The organism is Collinsella sp. AF29-7AC, from assembly GCF_003475665.1.
In the GTDB taxonomy this organism is placed as follows: Bacteria; Actinomycetota; Coriobacteriia; order Coriobacteriales; family Coriobacteriaceae; genus Collinsella.
In genome coordinates, this window is the sequence record NZ_QRQX01000005.1 from 77,700 (window position 1) to 94,014 (window position 16,315).

Annotated in this window: 9 protein-coding genes; 2 read left to right on the forward strand and 7 right to left on the reverse strand. The window is 60.4% G+C overall.

Annotated elements, in window-relative coordinates; genetic code table 11:
- Window positions 1–295: 295 nt before the first annotated feature.
- The gene (gene fmt, locus DWZ15_RS03300) at window positions 296–1,216 is read left to right on the forward strand and encodes a methionyl-tRNA formyltransferase (protein ID WP_118449365.1); all 921 of its coding nucleotides are present in this window, start codon (window positions 296–298) and stop codon (window positions 1,214–1,216) included.
- The gene (locus tag DWZ15_RS03305) at window positions 1,213–2,616 is read left to right on the forward strand and encodes an RsmB/NOP family class I SAM-dependent RNA methyltransferase (RefSeq protein ID WP_118449367.1); all 1,404 of its coding nucleotides are present in this window, start codon (window positions 1,213–1,215) and stop codon (window positions 2,614–2,616) included. The genes fmt and DWZ15_RS03305 overlap by 4 nt, the downstream gene beginning before the upstream one ends.
- 62 nt (window positions 2,617–2,678) lie before the next feature.
- Here the strand turns inward: DWZ15_RS03305 and DWZ15_RS03310 are convergent, their stop codons facing one another.
- From DWZ15_RS03310 to glgB, 7 genes are all read right to left on the reverse strand, one after another.
- Window positions 2,679–2,915 (reverse strand): FmdB family zinc ribbon protein, encoded by a 237-nt coding sequence (locus DWZ15_RS03310; protein WP_117564081.1) that lies wholly within the window; start codon window positions 2,913–2,915, stop codon window positions 2,679–2,681.
- 88 nt (window positions 2,916–3,003) lie between these two features.
- Window positions 3,004–6,300, reverse strand: coding sequence for a 4-alpha-glucanotransferase (locus tag DWZ15_RS03315; RefSeq protein WP_118449369.1), 3,297 nt, complete (start codon window positions 6,298–6,300; stop codon window positions 3,004–3,006).
- 216 nt (window positions 6,301–6,516) lie between these two features.
- A complete protein-coding gene (gene glgA, locus DWZ15_RS03320) occupies window positions 6,517–8,814 on the reverse strand; it encodes a glycogen synthase GlgA (RefSeq protein WP_199580020.1) in 2,298 nt (765 codons plus the stop codon).
- A gap of 90 nt (window positions 8,815–8,904) precedes the next feature.
- A complete protein-coding gene (gene glgD, locus DWZ15_RS03325; protein ID WP_117564079.1) occupies window positions 8,905–10,032 on the reverse strand; it encodes a glucose-1-phosphate adenylyltransferase subunit GlgD in 1,128 nt (375 codons plus the stop codon).
- A 4-nt stretch (window positions 10,033–10,036) separates the two neighbouring features.
- Entirely contained in the window at window positions 10,037–11,185 is a 1,149-nt protein-coding gene (locus DWZ15_RS03330; protein WP_035138263.1) for a glucose-1-phosphate adenylyltransferase, read from the reverse strand.
- Window positions 11,186–11,289: 104 nt separating this feature from the next.
- Window positions 11,290–13,716: a glycogen/starch/alpha-glucan phosphorylase gene (locus tag DWZ15_RS03335; RefSeq protein ID WP_118449371.1), complete on the reverse strand. Its 2,427-nt coding sequence runs from the start codon at window positions 13,714–13,716 to the stop codon at window positions 11,290–11,292.
- Between the two features lie 94 nt (window positions 13,717–13,810).
- Window positions 13,811–16,084: a 1,4-alpha-glucan branching protein GlgB gene (glgB, locus tag DWZ15_RS03340; protein WP_118449373.1), complete on the reverse strand. Its 2,274-nt coding sequence runs from the start codon at window positions 16,082–16,084 to the stop codon at window positions 13,811–13,813.
- Between the last annotated feature and the right edge of the window lie 231 nt (window positions 16,085–16,315).

A 16,315-nucleotide genomic window follows, 5' to 3' on the forward strand; every position in this document is an offset into this window, starting at 1 on the left:
TATATCATCCCGTGCTCAAACATTCTCGCTGCGCTGCGAAACTGCGCGCGGAACGATATAGGCGGGCGCCCCGGGGACTACGTTGACGCTGCTTGACTCGCCCGGGTGCCGTCGGGCCAGGGATGGGCGTCTTCGCTGATGGGTGCTTTGCTGGAAGAGTTGCTTTTATTGCGGCTCTTTCTTTGGTTTTGGGTATATTTGTTCTTGTTGAATTGTTATTGCGGATGGGCTGAGTACTTGGCTTTCCGCTGTTATTTGTAGCCGTCTCGGCTTTGGTTGAAGGGAGACGTTCTTTATGCGTATTGTGTTTATGGGTACGCCTGATTTTGCTGTGCCTTCGCTTACTTCGCTTGTTGAGGCTGGGAACGAGATTGCGCTTGTCATTACTCGTCCCGATGCTGTTCGTGGGCGTGGTAAGAAGTTGGAGCCGTCTCCTGTTAAGGCCAAGGCGCTTGAGCTGGGGTTGCCGGTTGTTGAGGTCAGTCGTATGACGCCCGAGGTTGTTGCGGCGCTCCAGGCTGCGCAGGCTGATATTTTCTGTGTGGCTGCCTATGGTTGCATTTTGCCCGATGAGGTGCTGCATATGGCGCCGCTCGGCATTGTGAATGTTCATGCGTCCTTGCTGCCTCGTTGGCGCGGCGCGGCTCCCATTCAACGTGCCATTCTTGCTGGTGACGAGGTTGCTGGCGTTTCTATCATGCGCATCGGGCATGGTGTGGATACTGGTGCTTATTGTGCTCAGGCTTCCACGTCGGTTTTCGGTAAGCATGCTGAGGCGCTGACTATGGAGCTTGGTGAGCTTGGCGGCAAACTGCTTGCCGATACGCTTCCTTCTCTTGCCGATGGCACCGCCGTGTGGACTGAACAGGATGAGGCGCTCGTTACCCATGCTGCCAAGATTTCTAAGCAGGAGATGCGCTTGGATCCGCAAATGGCGGCGCTCGATTGCGTGCGTCATGTGCTCGCTTCGTCCGATACCGCGCCTGCTCGTTGCGTGATTGCCGGCAAGACCGTGCGTGTGCTCGATGCTGCGGCGGCTGATGTGTCGCTCGGCGAGGGTCAGGTTCTCGTTAAGGCCAAGCGTGTTTACCTGGGCCTTTCTGATGGCTCGGTTGAACTGCTCGAGGTTAAGCCTGATGGCAAGCGTGCTATGGTCGCTTCTGCTTGGGCTGCTGGCCTGCAGGGTGCCGATCTTTCGTGGGGTGTTTTGTCATGAGCAAGCTGTCTCCCGCGCGCAAGCTTGCGCTCGATGTGCTGATGGAGGCCGATCGCCGTGGCATGTATGCGCGCGACGTGTTGTCTTCCCGTGCTTCCGCCAAGGCCATTGACCAGCGCGATTCTGCGTTTGCCGCTCGCTTGGCGCTCGGTGTTGCCGCCACGCAGGGTGTTTTGGACGAGCTGCTCGATCAGTTTCTCGATAAGCCCAAAAAGGTTGCGCCGCGCGTTCGCATGGCGCTTCGTATCTCGGCCTTCGAGATGCTCTACCTGCATACGCCGGGCCGTGTTGCCGTAAGTCAGGGTGTTGAACTGGTTCGTTGCGGTGCTAAGTCCGCCGCCGGCTTGGCCAATGCTGTACTGCATAAGGTTGCGGACAATGTTGAGGACTTTGCCACGGCATCCGACATGGATGAGTCCGAGCGACGCTTGGTTCGTCTGTCGCGCCTTATGGGTCTTCCTCGCTGGCTGTGCGCTCGCATTATGGCGTCGTTTGACACGCCCGAGGGTGCGCTTAACTTTGCCGGCAATCTGGCCCCCGCGCCGCTGGCCCTGCATGAGAACGCCTTTGCGACTAAGCTCGATCCGTATATTTCGCAGCTTGTGGCACCCGTGTTCCCGGGCTGCCATGCCCCGGTTGATGCCCAGGTTACCGTTGCTTCGGGTGTGTTTGAGCGTGCTGCCGCGGTGGCATCTGATCTCAACGCGCAACTTATCGCCACAGCTGCCACGCGCCCTGGTAGCTGCCTTGAGATTGGTGCTGGTCGTGGCACCAAGACCTATGTGATGATGTGCCAGGCCAAGCGTGCGGGCTATGAGCGTCAGCATACGGCGCTCGATCTGCATGATCGCAAGTGCGATCTGAATCTCGCTCGCCTGCATAAGGCCGGCATTCAGGGCGTTCGTACGGTTTCGGGTGATGCTTGCGAGCTTGATGAGGTGCTCACATCATTTGATGCCATGCTTGGCGAGCCGGTTAAGTTCGACACGGTCTTTATCGACGCGCCGTGCTCTGGCACCGGCACTATGCGCCGTCATCCCGAGATTCCGTGGCGTCTGACCGAAAAGGATGTGACGGTTGAGCTGCCCAAACTGCAGCTGACGATGCTCAAAGAGGCTGCCGCGCGCGTGGCTACTGGCGGCGAGCTCATCTATGCGACGTGCTCGGTCTTTGACGAAGAGAACACGCAGGTCGTGGATGCTTTCCTAAACTCTCCCGAGGGTACCGGTTTTAGCCTGGAGCCGCTCTCCGAGGCGCAGATCCTGCAACTGCCCGATTTCGAGCAGGCCAAGAAGCTCGTATCCGTACGCCAGAACGATCGAGGCCTCTTCCAAAGCGTGCCGGTAAACGCCGACTCCTACGACGGCCACTTTTGCGCCCGCCTGGTCCGCAACTCATAGAGCTACCTGCGACACAAAGAAACAGCCCCGCGATCGGTGTTGATCGCGGGGCTGATTGGTTTCTAGTGGTTATGCGGGCAGTTGGCGCAGCAGCCGCTGGTGGCGCTGGTGCTGGAGCCGCCGCTTCGCTGGTCGGTGTTGTAGAAGCCGCTGCCCTCAAATTTAATACCGCTGGCCGAGAACGTCTTGGCGGCCGGAGCGCCGCAGTTGGGGCACACGACCTCGGGGGTCTCGGACATGGGATGCTCAACCTCAAACACGTTGCCGCAGCTCGAGCACTTGTAATCGTAGCGCGCCATAATACTTCCTTTTCAGCACAAAGCGGGCAGATTACTCTGCCCGCAAAAATTCAAACGTCTGTAACTGTACCCTATATCGGGCGTTTTATCACGCTTCGCCCCAGAATCTATGCGTGTTGCGCAGGAGCTGTGCGGTTTTGCCCTCAGCGGCCGCAACGTCGGCCTCGTCAGCCTGCCAGGTCCAGTTGCCCGTGGCCACGCCCGGTACGTTCATGCGCGTGTCGTCGCCAAGCCCCAGCACGTCCTGCAGCGGCATCATCACCAGGGGAGCGTCGCTTGTCAGCGCGTCGCTCATCAGCTTGGCTGCCAGCTCAACACCGCTCGGCTCGTCGCCGCCCGCAAAGGAGCGCGTGCACCAACCCGCGAGCGTCGACGTGTCGTGAGTCGATGTGTACAGGATCTTGCCGGGCGTAGGGTGCACGCCGCAACGAACGTCGTAATCGCTAAACTCCAGTACGTCCATACCGGGGAAGCCGCAAGTCGAAGCCATGGCGCGAACGCCGGGCGTCAGGTAGCCCAGGTCCTCGGCGATAAAGTTGAGCGGACCCAGCTCGTCATAGGCGGTCTGGAACAGGTCTTTGCCCGGTCCTGCCAGCCAACGCCCGTCGGCGCATGCCTTGCCCGCGGGAATGCTGAAATAGCTGTGGAATCCCAGGAAGTGATCCAGGCGCACGCGGTCGTAGAGCGAAAACGCACGACGTAGGCGATCCATCCACCAGCTATAGCCGTTCTGCTTCATGTGGTCCCAGCGGAACGTTGGGTTGCCCCACACCTGGCCCTCGGGCGCAAAGTTATCAGGCGGCGCACCGGAGATCTCGATTGCCTTACCGGTATCGGACAGCCAGAAGTTCTCGGGTTCGCTCCACGCATCTGCCGAATCGTCGGACACGTACATAGGAATATCGCCGATGACCTCGATGCCCTTCTTGTGTGCATAGTTCATGAGCTCGCACCAAGCCAGGTCAAAGCGGTACTGCATGTACGCCTGAAGCTCGGCCTCGTCGTGGAAGCGCTTGTCGTCGATCAGATGCTCGTTGTAGCGCGCAACATCTGCCGGCCAATCGTGGCGCGATTCGCCCTCAAAGTACTTTTTGACGGCCATGTAGACGCAGTACTTCTCGAGCCAATCGGCATTGCGATGTTTAAACGCGGTGTACAGCGGATCGGCATCCTCGCCGCCACGGGCCTTCCAGGTCTCAAAGTCGGCGGCTAGCTCCTTGTGACTCTCGGGCAGCAGGTCAATATTGCCCGCAAAGGCCGAAGGCCCGGCGTAAGGGGAGCGGAAGAAGTCCGTTGGGTTGACAGGCAGGACCTGCCAGTAGCGCATGCCCATAGCCGACAGATGGTCGATAAAGCGACGCGTGGGTGCGCCGATCGTGCCGGGCTTGCCGTCATCGGTCGGTACCGAGGTGATATGGCACACAACGCCTGCGCCGTGATCGAGCGGCTCCTGCAGGCGCTGCTCGGCATGATGATAGATGATCGACGAGCCCAGCGGATACAAATCGAGCGTGACCGTGCCGTTGTGGATCTCGCACTCGTGACCGCTGATCACATCACTCGCGCACTCGTCGAGCGCCGGAATCGTCACGCGGTGCGAATTGCGCAGACTACGATTAATGATAACCGTCGCGGACTCGCCATCCTTGCCCGTGCGGTTGTATGCCAGCACCTCGTCGTTGAGCGCGAAAGCCTTGATCTCGCCGTCGATCATAAACGGTAGTGCGCGGCGTACGGCGGAGGCGTTTTTGACAATAGCCAGCGTGTCGAAGTCGTGCAGTTGGTCCTTGGTCGGCAGGGTGCGGCGGTTGCCCGGATCGGTTAGCCCCTCCAGGCCGTACTCATCGCCATAGTAAATCGAAGGCACGCCCGGGAACGTCATCTGCATGAGCGTTGCGAGCCAAAAACGGCTCTTGGCCAGGCCCATCGAGTTCTCGTCCAGACGCCATTTGCTGCGCTCGCACTCGGGCAGCTGCGACTCGTCGGGGCCGCCGCCGAGCACCGAGATAATGCGCGGACGGTCGTGGCTCGAAAGCAGATTAAGTGCGCAGGACAGGGCCTCACGGGGATAGTTCTCGCGCAGGGTTTCGATATCCTCGGCTGCCTGGTAGGCGTTCTTGTAGCCCATCAAAAAGCCGATGACCATGTCGCGGAAGGGGTAATCCATAGCAGAGTCCAGCTCGGAGCCTTGCAGATAGCGGCGCAGATGGCCGTAGCTGATCTTGTTGGAGGCGTCTTCCCAGACTTCGCCGAGCAACAGTGCATCAGGCTTCTCGGCGAGCACGGCCTTTTTGATCTCGGCCAGGAAGTCATCGGAAAGCTCGTCGGCCACGTCTAGGCGCCAGCCATGAGCGCCGGCACGTAGCCATTTACGGATCACGCCGTCCTTGCCCAGGAGCCGCTCGCGTACCAGCTCAGAGCTCTCATTGATGGCGGGCATGTTGCCCACGCCCCACCAGCAGTCGTATGAGCCATCCTCGTGGAAATAAAACGCATCGCGCCATGGCGAATCCTCGCTCTGCCACGCGCCCACGCCGGGGTAGTTGCCGTAGCGGTTGAAATAGATCGAGTCGTCACCCGTATGGTTAAAGACGCCGTCCAGAATGATGGAGATGCCCAGCTTCTCGGCCGCCTGGCACAGCTCGGTAAAGTCCTGCTCGGTGCCCAGGATCGGGTCGATCTTGGTGTAGTCGGCCGTGTCGTAGCGGTGGTTGCTCGCGGCTTCAAAAATGGGGTTGAGGTAGATGGCTGTAAAGCCCAGCTCGGCGATGCGAGGCAGGTCTTCCTGGATGCCCTTGAGCGACCCGCCGTAGAAGTCCCAGGTTTTGATGGAGCCGTCTTCGGCGCGCTCGTACACGGGCGGCTCGTTCCAGTCCTCGACCATGCGGCGCTGGATTCCGTTGCGTGGTTTTTCGACCTCGGCCAGCGTGCGCTCGCGCCAGTTTTCATCTCGGGCGTAGCGATCGGGGAAGATCTGGTAGACCATGCCACGCTCGTACCACTCGGGACGCACTTCGCGGTGCTTATAGACGGTAATCTGGAAGGACGGCACCTCGGCGTAGTCGTAAGTTACGCCCTCGCCACCGGTGCGACCCTGCGGTGCGCCCAAGCGGACCTCGGGCTGGCCCTCGATATTGCAGATAAAGCTGTACCAGATAAGACAGGACTCGGTGCACTCAAGCTCTACGGTATAAATGCCGTCGCCCTCGTGCGTCATGGGATACCGAGACTCACCGATCTCATCGACCCAGGTGCGCAGCGTAAGCGTTGCCTGGTTGGGGTCGGCATCCTCCAGAATCACGGAGAGCGAAAGGGTAGTTCCAGTGGCCACAGCGCCAAACGGAGTGCGAAACTGCGGAAGACGGCTGTTGTGTATCAATCTCATAATACGGTCCAGTTCAATAGAATCACGGCCTGCGGGCCATGGCTTTACGCACAAGTTGTAAGTATATCTTTTGTACACAGGCTGTATAAACAACATCCGTTTACCATCGGCGAACGGTTGTCCTAGAAAATCGTTTTACCACTATCTACAGAGAAGGGGCGCCCGGTTGGAGCGCCCCTTGCTTAGGGTTTGATGAGGTTTTGAATCGTCTGTATGCTAGCGGCGCTTACGGGTGGCCGTTGCCTTGCGGACGGAGGTCTTCTTGGTCGGAGCCTTTTCCTCGGTCGCGGCGACGGGGGAGACCGGGGCCTTCTTGGCGGGTTCGACCTTTGGCGTAGCCTTCGGAGCGGTCTTGACCTTAGCGGCCTTCGGTGCCGGCTTGGGCTTTGCTTCGGGCTTGGTCTCCTCTTTGACGGCGGCGGGCATAGCCTCTGCCTTAGGAGCGGCAGCCTTTGCCGTGGTCTTCTTGGCCGTCGTCGTGCGCTTTCGCGTGGTGGTCTTGGCAGCGGGCTTGGCCTCGACGGTTGCCTCCGCCTTGGACTCTGCAGGCGTCTCCTCGACCTTGGCTGCCGGCTTTGCGGCTGCCTTGGTCGCGGCGGCCTTGGTAGCCGTCGCCTTCGTAGCTGTAGTCTTCTTGGCGGTCGTGGTTGTCTTCTTGGCAGCGGTCTTTGCCGGTGCCTTTGCCGCAGCCTTAGCCTCGACGGCGTCGGCCTTTACCTCGGGAGCAGCCTCGGCTTCGGCGGCCTTCTTGGCAGCTGCGGTGGTGCGCTTGCGCGAGGTCGTTGTCTTGACAGCGGTGGTCTTGGTTGCCGTCGCCTTGGCCGCTGTGGCCTTCTTGGCCGTCGTCTTACGAGTCGTGGTCTTCTTGGCCGCAGGCTTCGCAGCGGGCTTCACCTCAGGCTCGGGCTCGGGAGTAGCCTCGACCTTCACCTCAGGATTGGCCTTTGCGGGCTCAGCCTCAACAGGCTTCTCCTCGGCCTTGGGCTCCTCGGCGGCCACCGGTTCAGCCACAACCACAGGCTCGTCGACAACAGCCGCCGGCCGCTCAATCTCCGGATGCATAAAGAAGTACAGGTCCAGATACTTGTCGGCCGAGCGCGTCCAGCTAAAGTCCTGGCTCATGGCCTGCGTTACCAGCTGGTTCCAGGCGTCGCGGTTATCCCAGAACAGACGCGCCGCGCGGAACACGGCGTCGCCCATCTCGTCGCCGTTAAAGTTACTAAACGAGAAGCCCGTGCCCTCGCCGGTAAACTCGTTATACGGGATCACCGTGTCCTTCAGACCGCCGGTCTCACGAACAATCGGCAGGGTGCCGTAGCGCATGGCGATGATCTGCGACAGGCCGCAGGGCTCAAACTTCGAAGGCATCAGGAACATGTCGGCTGCGGCATACATACGCTGCGACAGCGCAGGATCGAACTCGATGCGTGCGGCCATAGTGCCGGGGTACTTGTCCTGGAAGTATCGCAGTCCATCCTCGTTGTCGCGGTCGCCAGTGCCAAGCACGGCCACCTGCACGCCGCCTGCCAAAATGCGATCGAGCGCGTACATGACCAGATCCAAGCCCTTCTGGCGCGTCAGACGCGTGACCATGACCATAAGCGGGCGGTCGTCGCGAACCTCGAGCCCCAGTTCTTCCTGCAGCTTGGCCTTGCACACGGCCTTGCCGGAACGGTCCTCCACGGTGTAGTTGGCGGCAATGCGCTTGTCGGTCGCCGGGTCAAAGCCCGCCACGTCAATGCCGTTGAGGATGCCCTGCAGCGCATAGGAGCGCTCGCGCAGCACGCCGTCCAGGCCCTCGCCAAATTCGGGCGTCTGGATCTCGTTGGCATAGGTGGGGCTCACCGTGGTGATGGCATCGGCATAGCGCAGCGCGCCCAGCATGTAGTTGATGCTGCAGGCGTCGCAACGCAGCTGCGAGGCGGCCGCCGGAATATGCGCCACGCCCAGGATGTCCTCCATCACGGTGTCGCTAAACTGGCCCTGGAACGCCACGTTGTGGATAGAGAACACGGTCTTGACGCGGTCGTACAGCGGCAGGCCCTGGTAGAACTCGCGCAAGAACACGGGCGCCAGTGCCGTCTGCCAGTCGTTGCAGTGCAGGATGTCGCACTCAAAACCGGCCGGCAAGTGCTGCAGACTCTCGGTGATGGCCTTGGAGAAGAACGCAAAGCGCTCGCCGTCATCAAAGAAGCCGTACGGATAGTCGCGCGCAAAGTAGCGCTCGTTGTCGATGAACATATAGGTGACGCCGTCGTGCTCGAGCTTCTCGAGACCGCAGTACTCGTTGCGCCAGCCCAGGCTCACGTAAAAGTCGGAGAAGTGCTCCATCTGCGCCTTGTACTCGTCCTTGATGGTGGCGTACTTGGGCACCATGACGATGACCTCGGCGCCGGCGCGCACAAGCGCCGCGGGCAGCGAGCCCGCCACGTCGCCCAGGCCACCGGTCTTTACAAACGGTGCGCACTCGGCCGAGGCAAACACGATCTGCATCTTTTTGCTGGAATCTGCCATATTGTCTCCCATGTTGCAATTCGAGAATAGCCGCCTGGCGCTAACCGGGCGGCTATTCTACATGTTACGAGCGATGTTGCGGTGCCAACGTTAACGTACGATGGTGGTGTCGGAAGTTAACGGAGCCTTGCCCAGCACCAGGATGTTCTCGGGCGTGCCGCGAAGCTCGGTGTTGGTGGGGACCACGTTGTTCTTGTCCAGAATGGCGTTCTCAACGCGGGCGCCGCTCTTGATGATGCAGCTCTGGTTGATGATCGAGTTGGTCACCGAAGCTCCTTCCTCGACCACGACGCCGCGTGACAGGATTGAGTTGCGCACGGTGCCCTTGATGATACAGCCGGCCGAGATGATCGAGTTGCACGCGTGGCTGCCGGTCGCATAGCGCGAAGGCGGCACGTCGTGAGCCTTGGTCAGGATCGGACGCTCGGGGTCAAAGAGCTGGTCGGCGACGGTCTGGTCGAGCAGGTCCATGCTGCGGCGATACAGCGACTTCTCGCTAAACACGCCCACGACCTCGCCCTTGTACTCGTAGCTGCACACGTCGATGTTGCCAAAGTCGCCCTGGAGTGCCTCGAGCAGGTCCAGATAGTCGGCGGCCTGGTAGTGGTCGATGATCTCGAGCAGCGTCTCGCGGTTGACGATGCAGCAGTCCATGGAGGCGTTGTCGCCGTACACGACGCCGGCGCTCACGCCCGTCAGGCGGCCGTTCTCGTTAATCTCGAGCTTGGTCTCGTCATCGACGTTGCGCGTGGCCTTGCAGTACACCACGGTCATCTGGGCGCCAGAGTTCTCGTGCGCCTCGATGATGGTGTTGAGGTCCATGTTAAAGATGATGTTGGTGCCCATCATCACGACATAGGGCTTCTCCGAGCGCTGGAACAGCGTCTTGTTGGAGATGATGTCGCGCAGCAGGAAGCGCATGCCGCCCTTGGTGGTGCCATACGCGTTGCCGGGCACCATGAACAGGCCGCCCTTCTTGCGGTCCAGGCCCCAGTCCTTGCCAGAGCCCACGTGGTCGATCAGCGAGCGGTAGTTGCCCGGCATGACGACGCCGACGGTCTTAATGCCGGCATTCATCATGTTGGACAGCGGGAAGTCGATCAGGCGGTAGCGGCCCAAAAACGGAACGGACGCGATGGGGCGGTCCTTGAGCAGGACACTGCCGTAGGACGAAGAGTAGTTAGCGGTGATATAACCGATGGCCTTGCGATTGATCATCGGATCATTCCCCCTTCCCGATAACGACGTCATTTCCAACGACGGCCGTATCCTTGGTGGTATCGACAGAGCCGAGCTTCACGCCCTCTTCGACCGTGGAGTTCTCGCCCAAAATAGCGCGGCAGATGTGCGCGCCGCTCTTAACGTGCGCACCCGGCAGCAGCACGGAGTCCTCGACCACGGCGCGTTCTTCGATGATGACATCGGTCGAAAGGATCGAGTGGCGAGCGGTGCCGTAGATCTTGCAGCCGTTGGAGACCAAGCAGTCGTCCAGACGGCCGTCCGGGCCAATGTAGTGCGGCGGACGCGTGGTGATGTTGGACATGATGGGGAAGTTCTTGTCAAACAGATCGAACTCGGGGTTGTTGCCCAACAGGTCCATCGAGGTCTCGTGGAAGCTGGCGATGGTGCCGACGTCCTTCCAAAATCCGTGGAACTCGTAGCTGTACAGGCGCTTGTTCTCGCCGAGCAGCTTGGGGATAATGTCCTTGCCAAAGTCGTGGCTCGAGCGCTGGTCCAGAGCATCCTCCTCGAGTGCCTCGATCAGCACGTCGGCCGAGAAGATGTAGATGCCCATGGACGCGAGGTTCGAATCGGGCTTCTCGGGCTTCTCGGTGAACTTGGTGATGCGGCCGTCCTCGGGGTCGGTGGTCAGGATGCCAAAGCGGCTGGCCTCCTCCCACGGCACGGGCATAACGCTCACCGTGAGGTCGGCGTTGTTCTCAATGTGCGTCTTGAGCATCTTGCGGTAGTCCATGCGATACAGGTGATCGCCCGAAAGAATCAGGACGTACTTGGGGTCGTTGGCCTTGATGTAGTCGAGGTTCTGCGTAATGGCGTCGGCCGTGCCCGCATACCAGGCGCCGCCGGTCTGCGTCTCGTACGGCGGCAGGATCGACACGCCGCCGTCGCGGCTGTCCAGATCCCACGCCTCGCCGGAGCCCACGTAGGCATGCAGCAGGTAGGGACGGTACTGCGTCAGAACGCCCACCGTGTCGATGCCCGAGTTGGAGCAGTTGGACAGCGAAAAGTCGATAATGCGGAACTTGCCACCAAAGCTAACCGCCGGCTTGGCGATCTTTTGGGTGAGTGCCCCCAATCGGCTGCCCTGTCCTCCTGCGAGGAGCATCGCGATGCATTCTTTCTTACTCATCGATTTCTCCTTCTGTCATCGATGTTCCTAACCCATTAGCGACGGGCGCGGCGCACTGTCACGCCCGTCGAGTAATGCCGTGCGGCAAAGGGAGCTCGCGCGCTTTATGCGTGCCAGATCTCGTCGCGATACTCGCGAATGGTGCGGTCGGACGAGAACCAGCCACTCGAGGCGGTGTTGAGCAGGGCCTTGCGGTTCCAGGTCTCCTGGTCGCCGTAGCTGCCCGTGAGGTTCTCCCATGCATCCACGTAGCTACGGAAGTCAGCCATGACCAGGTCGGGGTCGTTGTTGTTCATGAGCTCGTTGTAGATGCTCTCGAAGTTGCCCGAAAGACCCGCAAACGTGTTGTCCTTGAGCTCGTCCATCACGCGGCCCAGGCGCTCGCGGTCGCCGTTGAGGGTATCCCACGCAAAGTAGCTGTTGGATGCCCAGAGCTGCTCGACCTCGGGGGCGGTCAGGCCAAAGATGGCCTCGTTCTCGCGGCCGGCCAGATCGGCGATCTCGATGTTGGCGCCGTCGAGGGTGCCCAGCGTAATGGCGCCGTTCATCATGAGCTTCATGTTGGATGTGCCCGAGGCCTCCTTGCCGGCCGTGGAGATCTGCTCCGAGATCTCGGCGGCGGGGTAGATGAGCTGGGCGTTGCTCACGCGGAAGTTGGGGATAAAGCAGACCTTCATGACCTCGTTCACACGGGCATCGTTGTTGATGACGTCAGCCACGGAGTTAATGAGGCGGATGGTCTCCTTGGCAAAGGTGTAGCTCGAGGCGGCCTTGCCGCTAAAGATGAAGGTCGTCGGCGTCACGTGGAAGTTAGGATCGGCGATGCGACGGTTGTAGATATCCATCACCTTCATGATGTTCATGAGCTGGCGCTTGTAAGCGTGGAAGCGCTTCACCTGAACGTCGAAGACGGTGTTGGGGTCGATAACCAGACCGGTCTCGGCCTTAACGTAGGCGGCCAGACGCTCCTTGTTGGCGCGCTTGGAGGCACCCACGGCCTTCAGGAACTCGGTGTCGTCCTTAAACTCCTTGAGTTTCTCCAGCTCAAAGGCGTCCTTAAGCCAGCCGTCACCAATGGCCTCGGTCACGAGCTTGGCATAGGTGGGGTTGGCCTCGGCAAAGAAGCGACGGTGCGAGATGCCGTTGGTCTTGTTGTTGAACTTTTCGGGCGTCAGGGCATAGAAGTCCTTGAGCACGATGTTCTTGATGATGTCGGAATGGATCTTGGCCACGCCGTTGACGCTGTGGCTGCAGATCACAGACAGGTTGGCCATGCGAATCTCGCCGTCCCACAGGATGGCGGTCTGGCGCAGACGCTCCTGCCAGCCCTCCTTCGTGGTGTCGAACGACTCGTGCCAACGACGGCTGATCTCGTCGATGATCTGGTACACGCGGGGGAGGAGCTTGGAGAACGTGCCGATAGGCCACTTCTCCAGAGCCTCGGGCAGGATGGTGTGGTTGGTGTAGCTCACGACCTGCGTCACGATGTTCCAGGCGTCATTCCACTCGAGCTTCTTCTCGTCGATGAGGATACGCATGAGCTCGGGGCCGCACATGGCGGGGTGGGTATCGTTGGTGTGGATGGCCACAAACTGCGGCAGCAGCTCCCAGTTAGCGCCGTGCTCCTTCTCAAAGGTGTCGAGCAGGCTGTAGATGCCGGCCGAGACAAACAGGTACTCCTGCTTCAGGCGTAGCAGACGGCCGTGCTCGCCGGCGTCATTGGGGTAGAGGATGGCGCTGATGGCCTCGGCCTCGGCGCGCTCGGCGTCTGCCAGGGCATAGTCGCCGCGGTTGAAGGCCTCCAGATCAAAGTGCTCCTCGACTGGCTCAGCGGCCCAGACGCGCAGCTTGTTGACGGTCTCGCCGGCATAGCCCACAACGGGGATGTCGTAGGGGACAGCCAGGATGTCCTGTGTGTCCACCGTGCGGTAGAACGTGCGGCCGTTCTCCTCAAAGCCCTCAACATGGCCACCAAACTTGATGGTCACGGCCTTATCCTGACGACGGACCTCCCAGGGATAGCCGTGGGTGAGCCACTCGTCGGTGGCCTCGACCTGGCTGCCGTTGACGATCTCCTGCTTAAACAGACCGTAACGGTAGCGCATGCCGTTGCCGTAGCCGGCGATGCCCTCGGCTGCCATGGAATCCAGGAAGCATGCGGCCAGGCGGCCCAAGCCACCGTTGCCCAGCGCCGGATCGGGCTCCTGGTTCTCGATGACGGACAGATCAAAGCCCATGTCGTCGAGCGCCTCGGCGACCATGTCGCGCACGCCAAAGTTGAGCAGGTAGTTGTCGAGCAGGCGGCCGATCAAAAACTCGATCGAGAAGTAGTACACGCGCTTTTTGCCCTCGGCGGTGACGCGGGCGTCACTCTTGGTGGCAACGGTGCGCGCCTTCTCGGCCACGAGCTTGGCCAGGGCGTTAAAGCGGTCGAGGTCGCTGGCGGCCTCGACGCTCTTGCCGCTGATGCTCATGACGGCATCGCGATAGAGCTCGGTAAACTCCTGCTTGTTGTCGAAGATCTTATTCATACGTTCCTTTCCCCCGGGGATGTTTCTCCCGGAACGGTTATGACATGTATCCTACGCCCCCGCGGGGCGGTTAATTACAGCTGTAACGGTTTTGTTACGCATCCTTGGCAGACGGCTTAACAGAAGCAGACTTGGCCTTGGTAGCGGCCTTTTTGGCAGCCGGTTTCTTGGCTGCGGTAGCCTTAGCAGCGGGCTTTGCGGCAGCCTTGGCCTTGGTCGTCGTGGCCTTCGCCTTGGCCGGCGCCTTCTTAGCAGCCGCGGCCTTGGGCTTTACCGAGGACGTGCGCTTGCGCGTCGCCTTCTTGGGCTCCTCGACCACCGGCGGCTTGTAGCTGCTGGGACCGCGGCGCTTGAGCACCACGCCTGCCAGGCCGGGCACCTTGATTTCGATGGAGTCCATTTGCCCGTTCCAGGGATAAGGCTCGCTCGAGCAGGTGTAGGGCTCCTCGCCGGCATAGCCGCTGCCGCCAAACTCGGGACGGTCGGAATCAAAGATGACCTCCCAGTCACCCTCGCGCGGCACGCCCACGCGGAAGCTCTCGTAGCTCGCCGGGTCAAAGTTGATCAGGATCACCAGGTCGTCATCGACGTCCTCGCCCTGGCGCACAAAGCTCACGATGGACTGCTTGGAGTTGTCCGCATCGATCCAGGTAAAGCCGTCGTCGGTGTAGCCGCGCTCATACAGAGCGGGCTCGGCGGTGTACAGGTGGTTGAGCGCCTTGATAAACGCCTGATGATGACGGTGGGTCTCGTACTCCTCGGTCAGGAACCACTGGATGGACTCGTAGTAGCGCCACTCAATAAACTGGCCGATCTCGTTGCCCATAAAGTTGAGCTTGGCACCGGGATGCGTCATCTGGTAGAAGGCCAGCGTGCGCAGGCCGGCAAACTGGCGCCACCAGTCGCCCGGCATGCGACCGATGAGCGAGCACTTGCCGTGTACGACCTCGTCGTGGCTCAACGGGCAAATGAAGTTCTCGGTAAAGGCATACATGATGGAGAACGTGAGCAGGCCATGGTTGCCGGGGCGCCACGGAAAATCGGTCTGCATGTAGTGCAGGGTGTCGTTCATCCAGCCCATGTCCCACTTGTAGTGGAAGCCCAGGCCGCCGTCTTGCGGCGGATAGGTCACGAGCGGCCACGCGGTGGACTCCTCGGCCATCATCATCACGTCGGGGTAGTGTGCCTCCACGGCGCAGTTGACCTGGCGGATAAACGCGCTGGCGTCCAGATCCTCCTCGGTACCGTACTTGTTGAACTTCTTTTGGCCAGGATCGTCGATGCCAAAGTTGAGGTACAGCATGCTGGACACGCCGTCCATGCGAATGCCGTCCACGTGGAAGTTCTCGAGCCAGTACAGTACGTTGGAGACCAGGAAGGAGCGTACCTCGCCGCGAGCGAAATCGAACTTGTGCGTGCCCCAGTTGGGATGAATCTCGTGCTCAAACAGCATGTGGCCGTTAAAGGTGGCAAGGCCGTGGGCGTCGGCGCAAAAACCGCCGGGCACCCAGTCCATGATCACGCCAATGCCCGCCTCGTGGCACGCATCGATAAAGTGCATGAGCTGCTGCGGGTTGCCGTAGCGCGACGTGGCAGCGTAGTAGCCGGTCGTCTGGTAGCCCCAGGAGCCATCGAAGGGATGCTCCATAAGAGGCATGACCTCGATATGCGTGTAGCCCATGTCGCGCACGTAGTCCACGAGCTCCACCGACAGGTCGTCGTAGGTATAGAACTCGCCGCGCTGCGCGGGGAAGGGATCCATGGGACCGGGGTAGTTGCCGTACTCATCCGGCTCGCCCTGTGGTGCGTCGCCGTGGCGCTTCCACGAGCCAATATGCACCTCGTAGATGTTCAGCGGCTGCGACATGTGGTTGTGGCCGGCGCGGCGCTTGAGCCATGCGGCGTCGTTCCACTTATAGCCGTCGAGAGTCCACAGCACGCTTGCGGTGCCCGGAGGGCACTCGGCCTTAAAGGCATACGGATCGGCCTTGTAGAGCTTCTCACCCTCGTTGGTCTCGATGAGGTATTTATAGAGCTGGCCCTGCTCGGCGCCAGGAATAAAGCCTTCCCAAATAGCGCTCGTATGCACTGGCACCAGCGGGTTGGCTTCTTCGTTCCAGTCGTTAAATTCGCCAATGACATGCACGCTCTTTACATCGGGCGCCCAAACGCAAAAGCGCCAGCCGCGCGTACGGTTCTGCGTGTCGGGGTGCGCGCCCATCTTTTCCCAGCTGCGCTCCCACGTGCCGATGCCAAATAGATAGACATCGTCCTTGGTGAGCTCCGGTGCGTGCGGGGCGGCTTTACGGGTTGCGGGCTTTTTAGCCGTTGGCTTTAGCTTTGTATCGCTCACGTTTGATCCCATCATGACGCGGCAGCGTGTTGCCTTGGTGACTAGATGCGAAAGGTCCAAGGCTGCACGAATCGAAGGGACGGCGATAGTTCTATGATTCGTTCCACCTCGCGTGCTCGGTGGAACTTTCGGCAGAAACTACGATAACACCTGTACGTTACTTTTATGAAGGAAAGTGGTTTTTGGGCGGCGTTTAATCGGTAAGCGCCATGTTTAGACCACTGGCAGAATTGCGATGGTAAAACT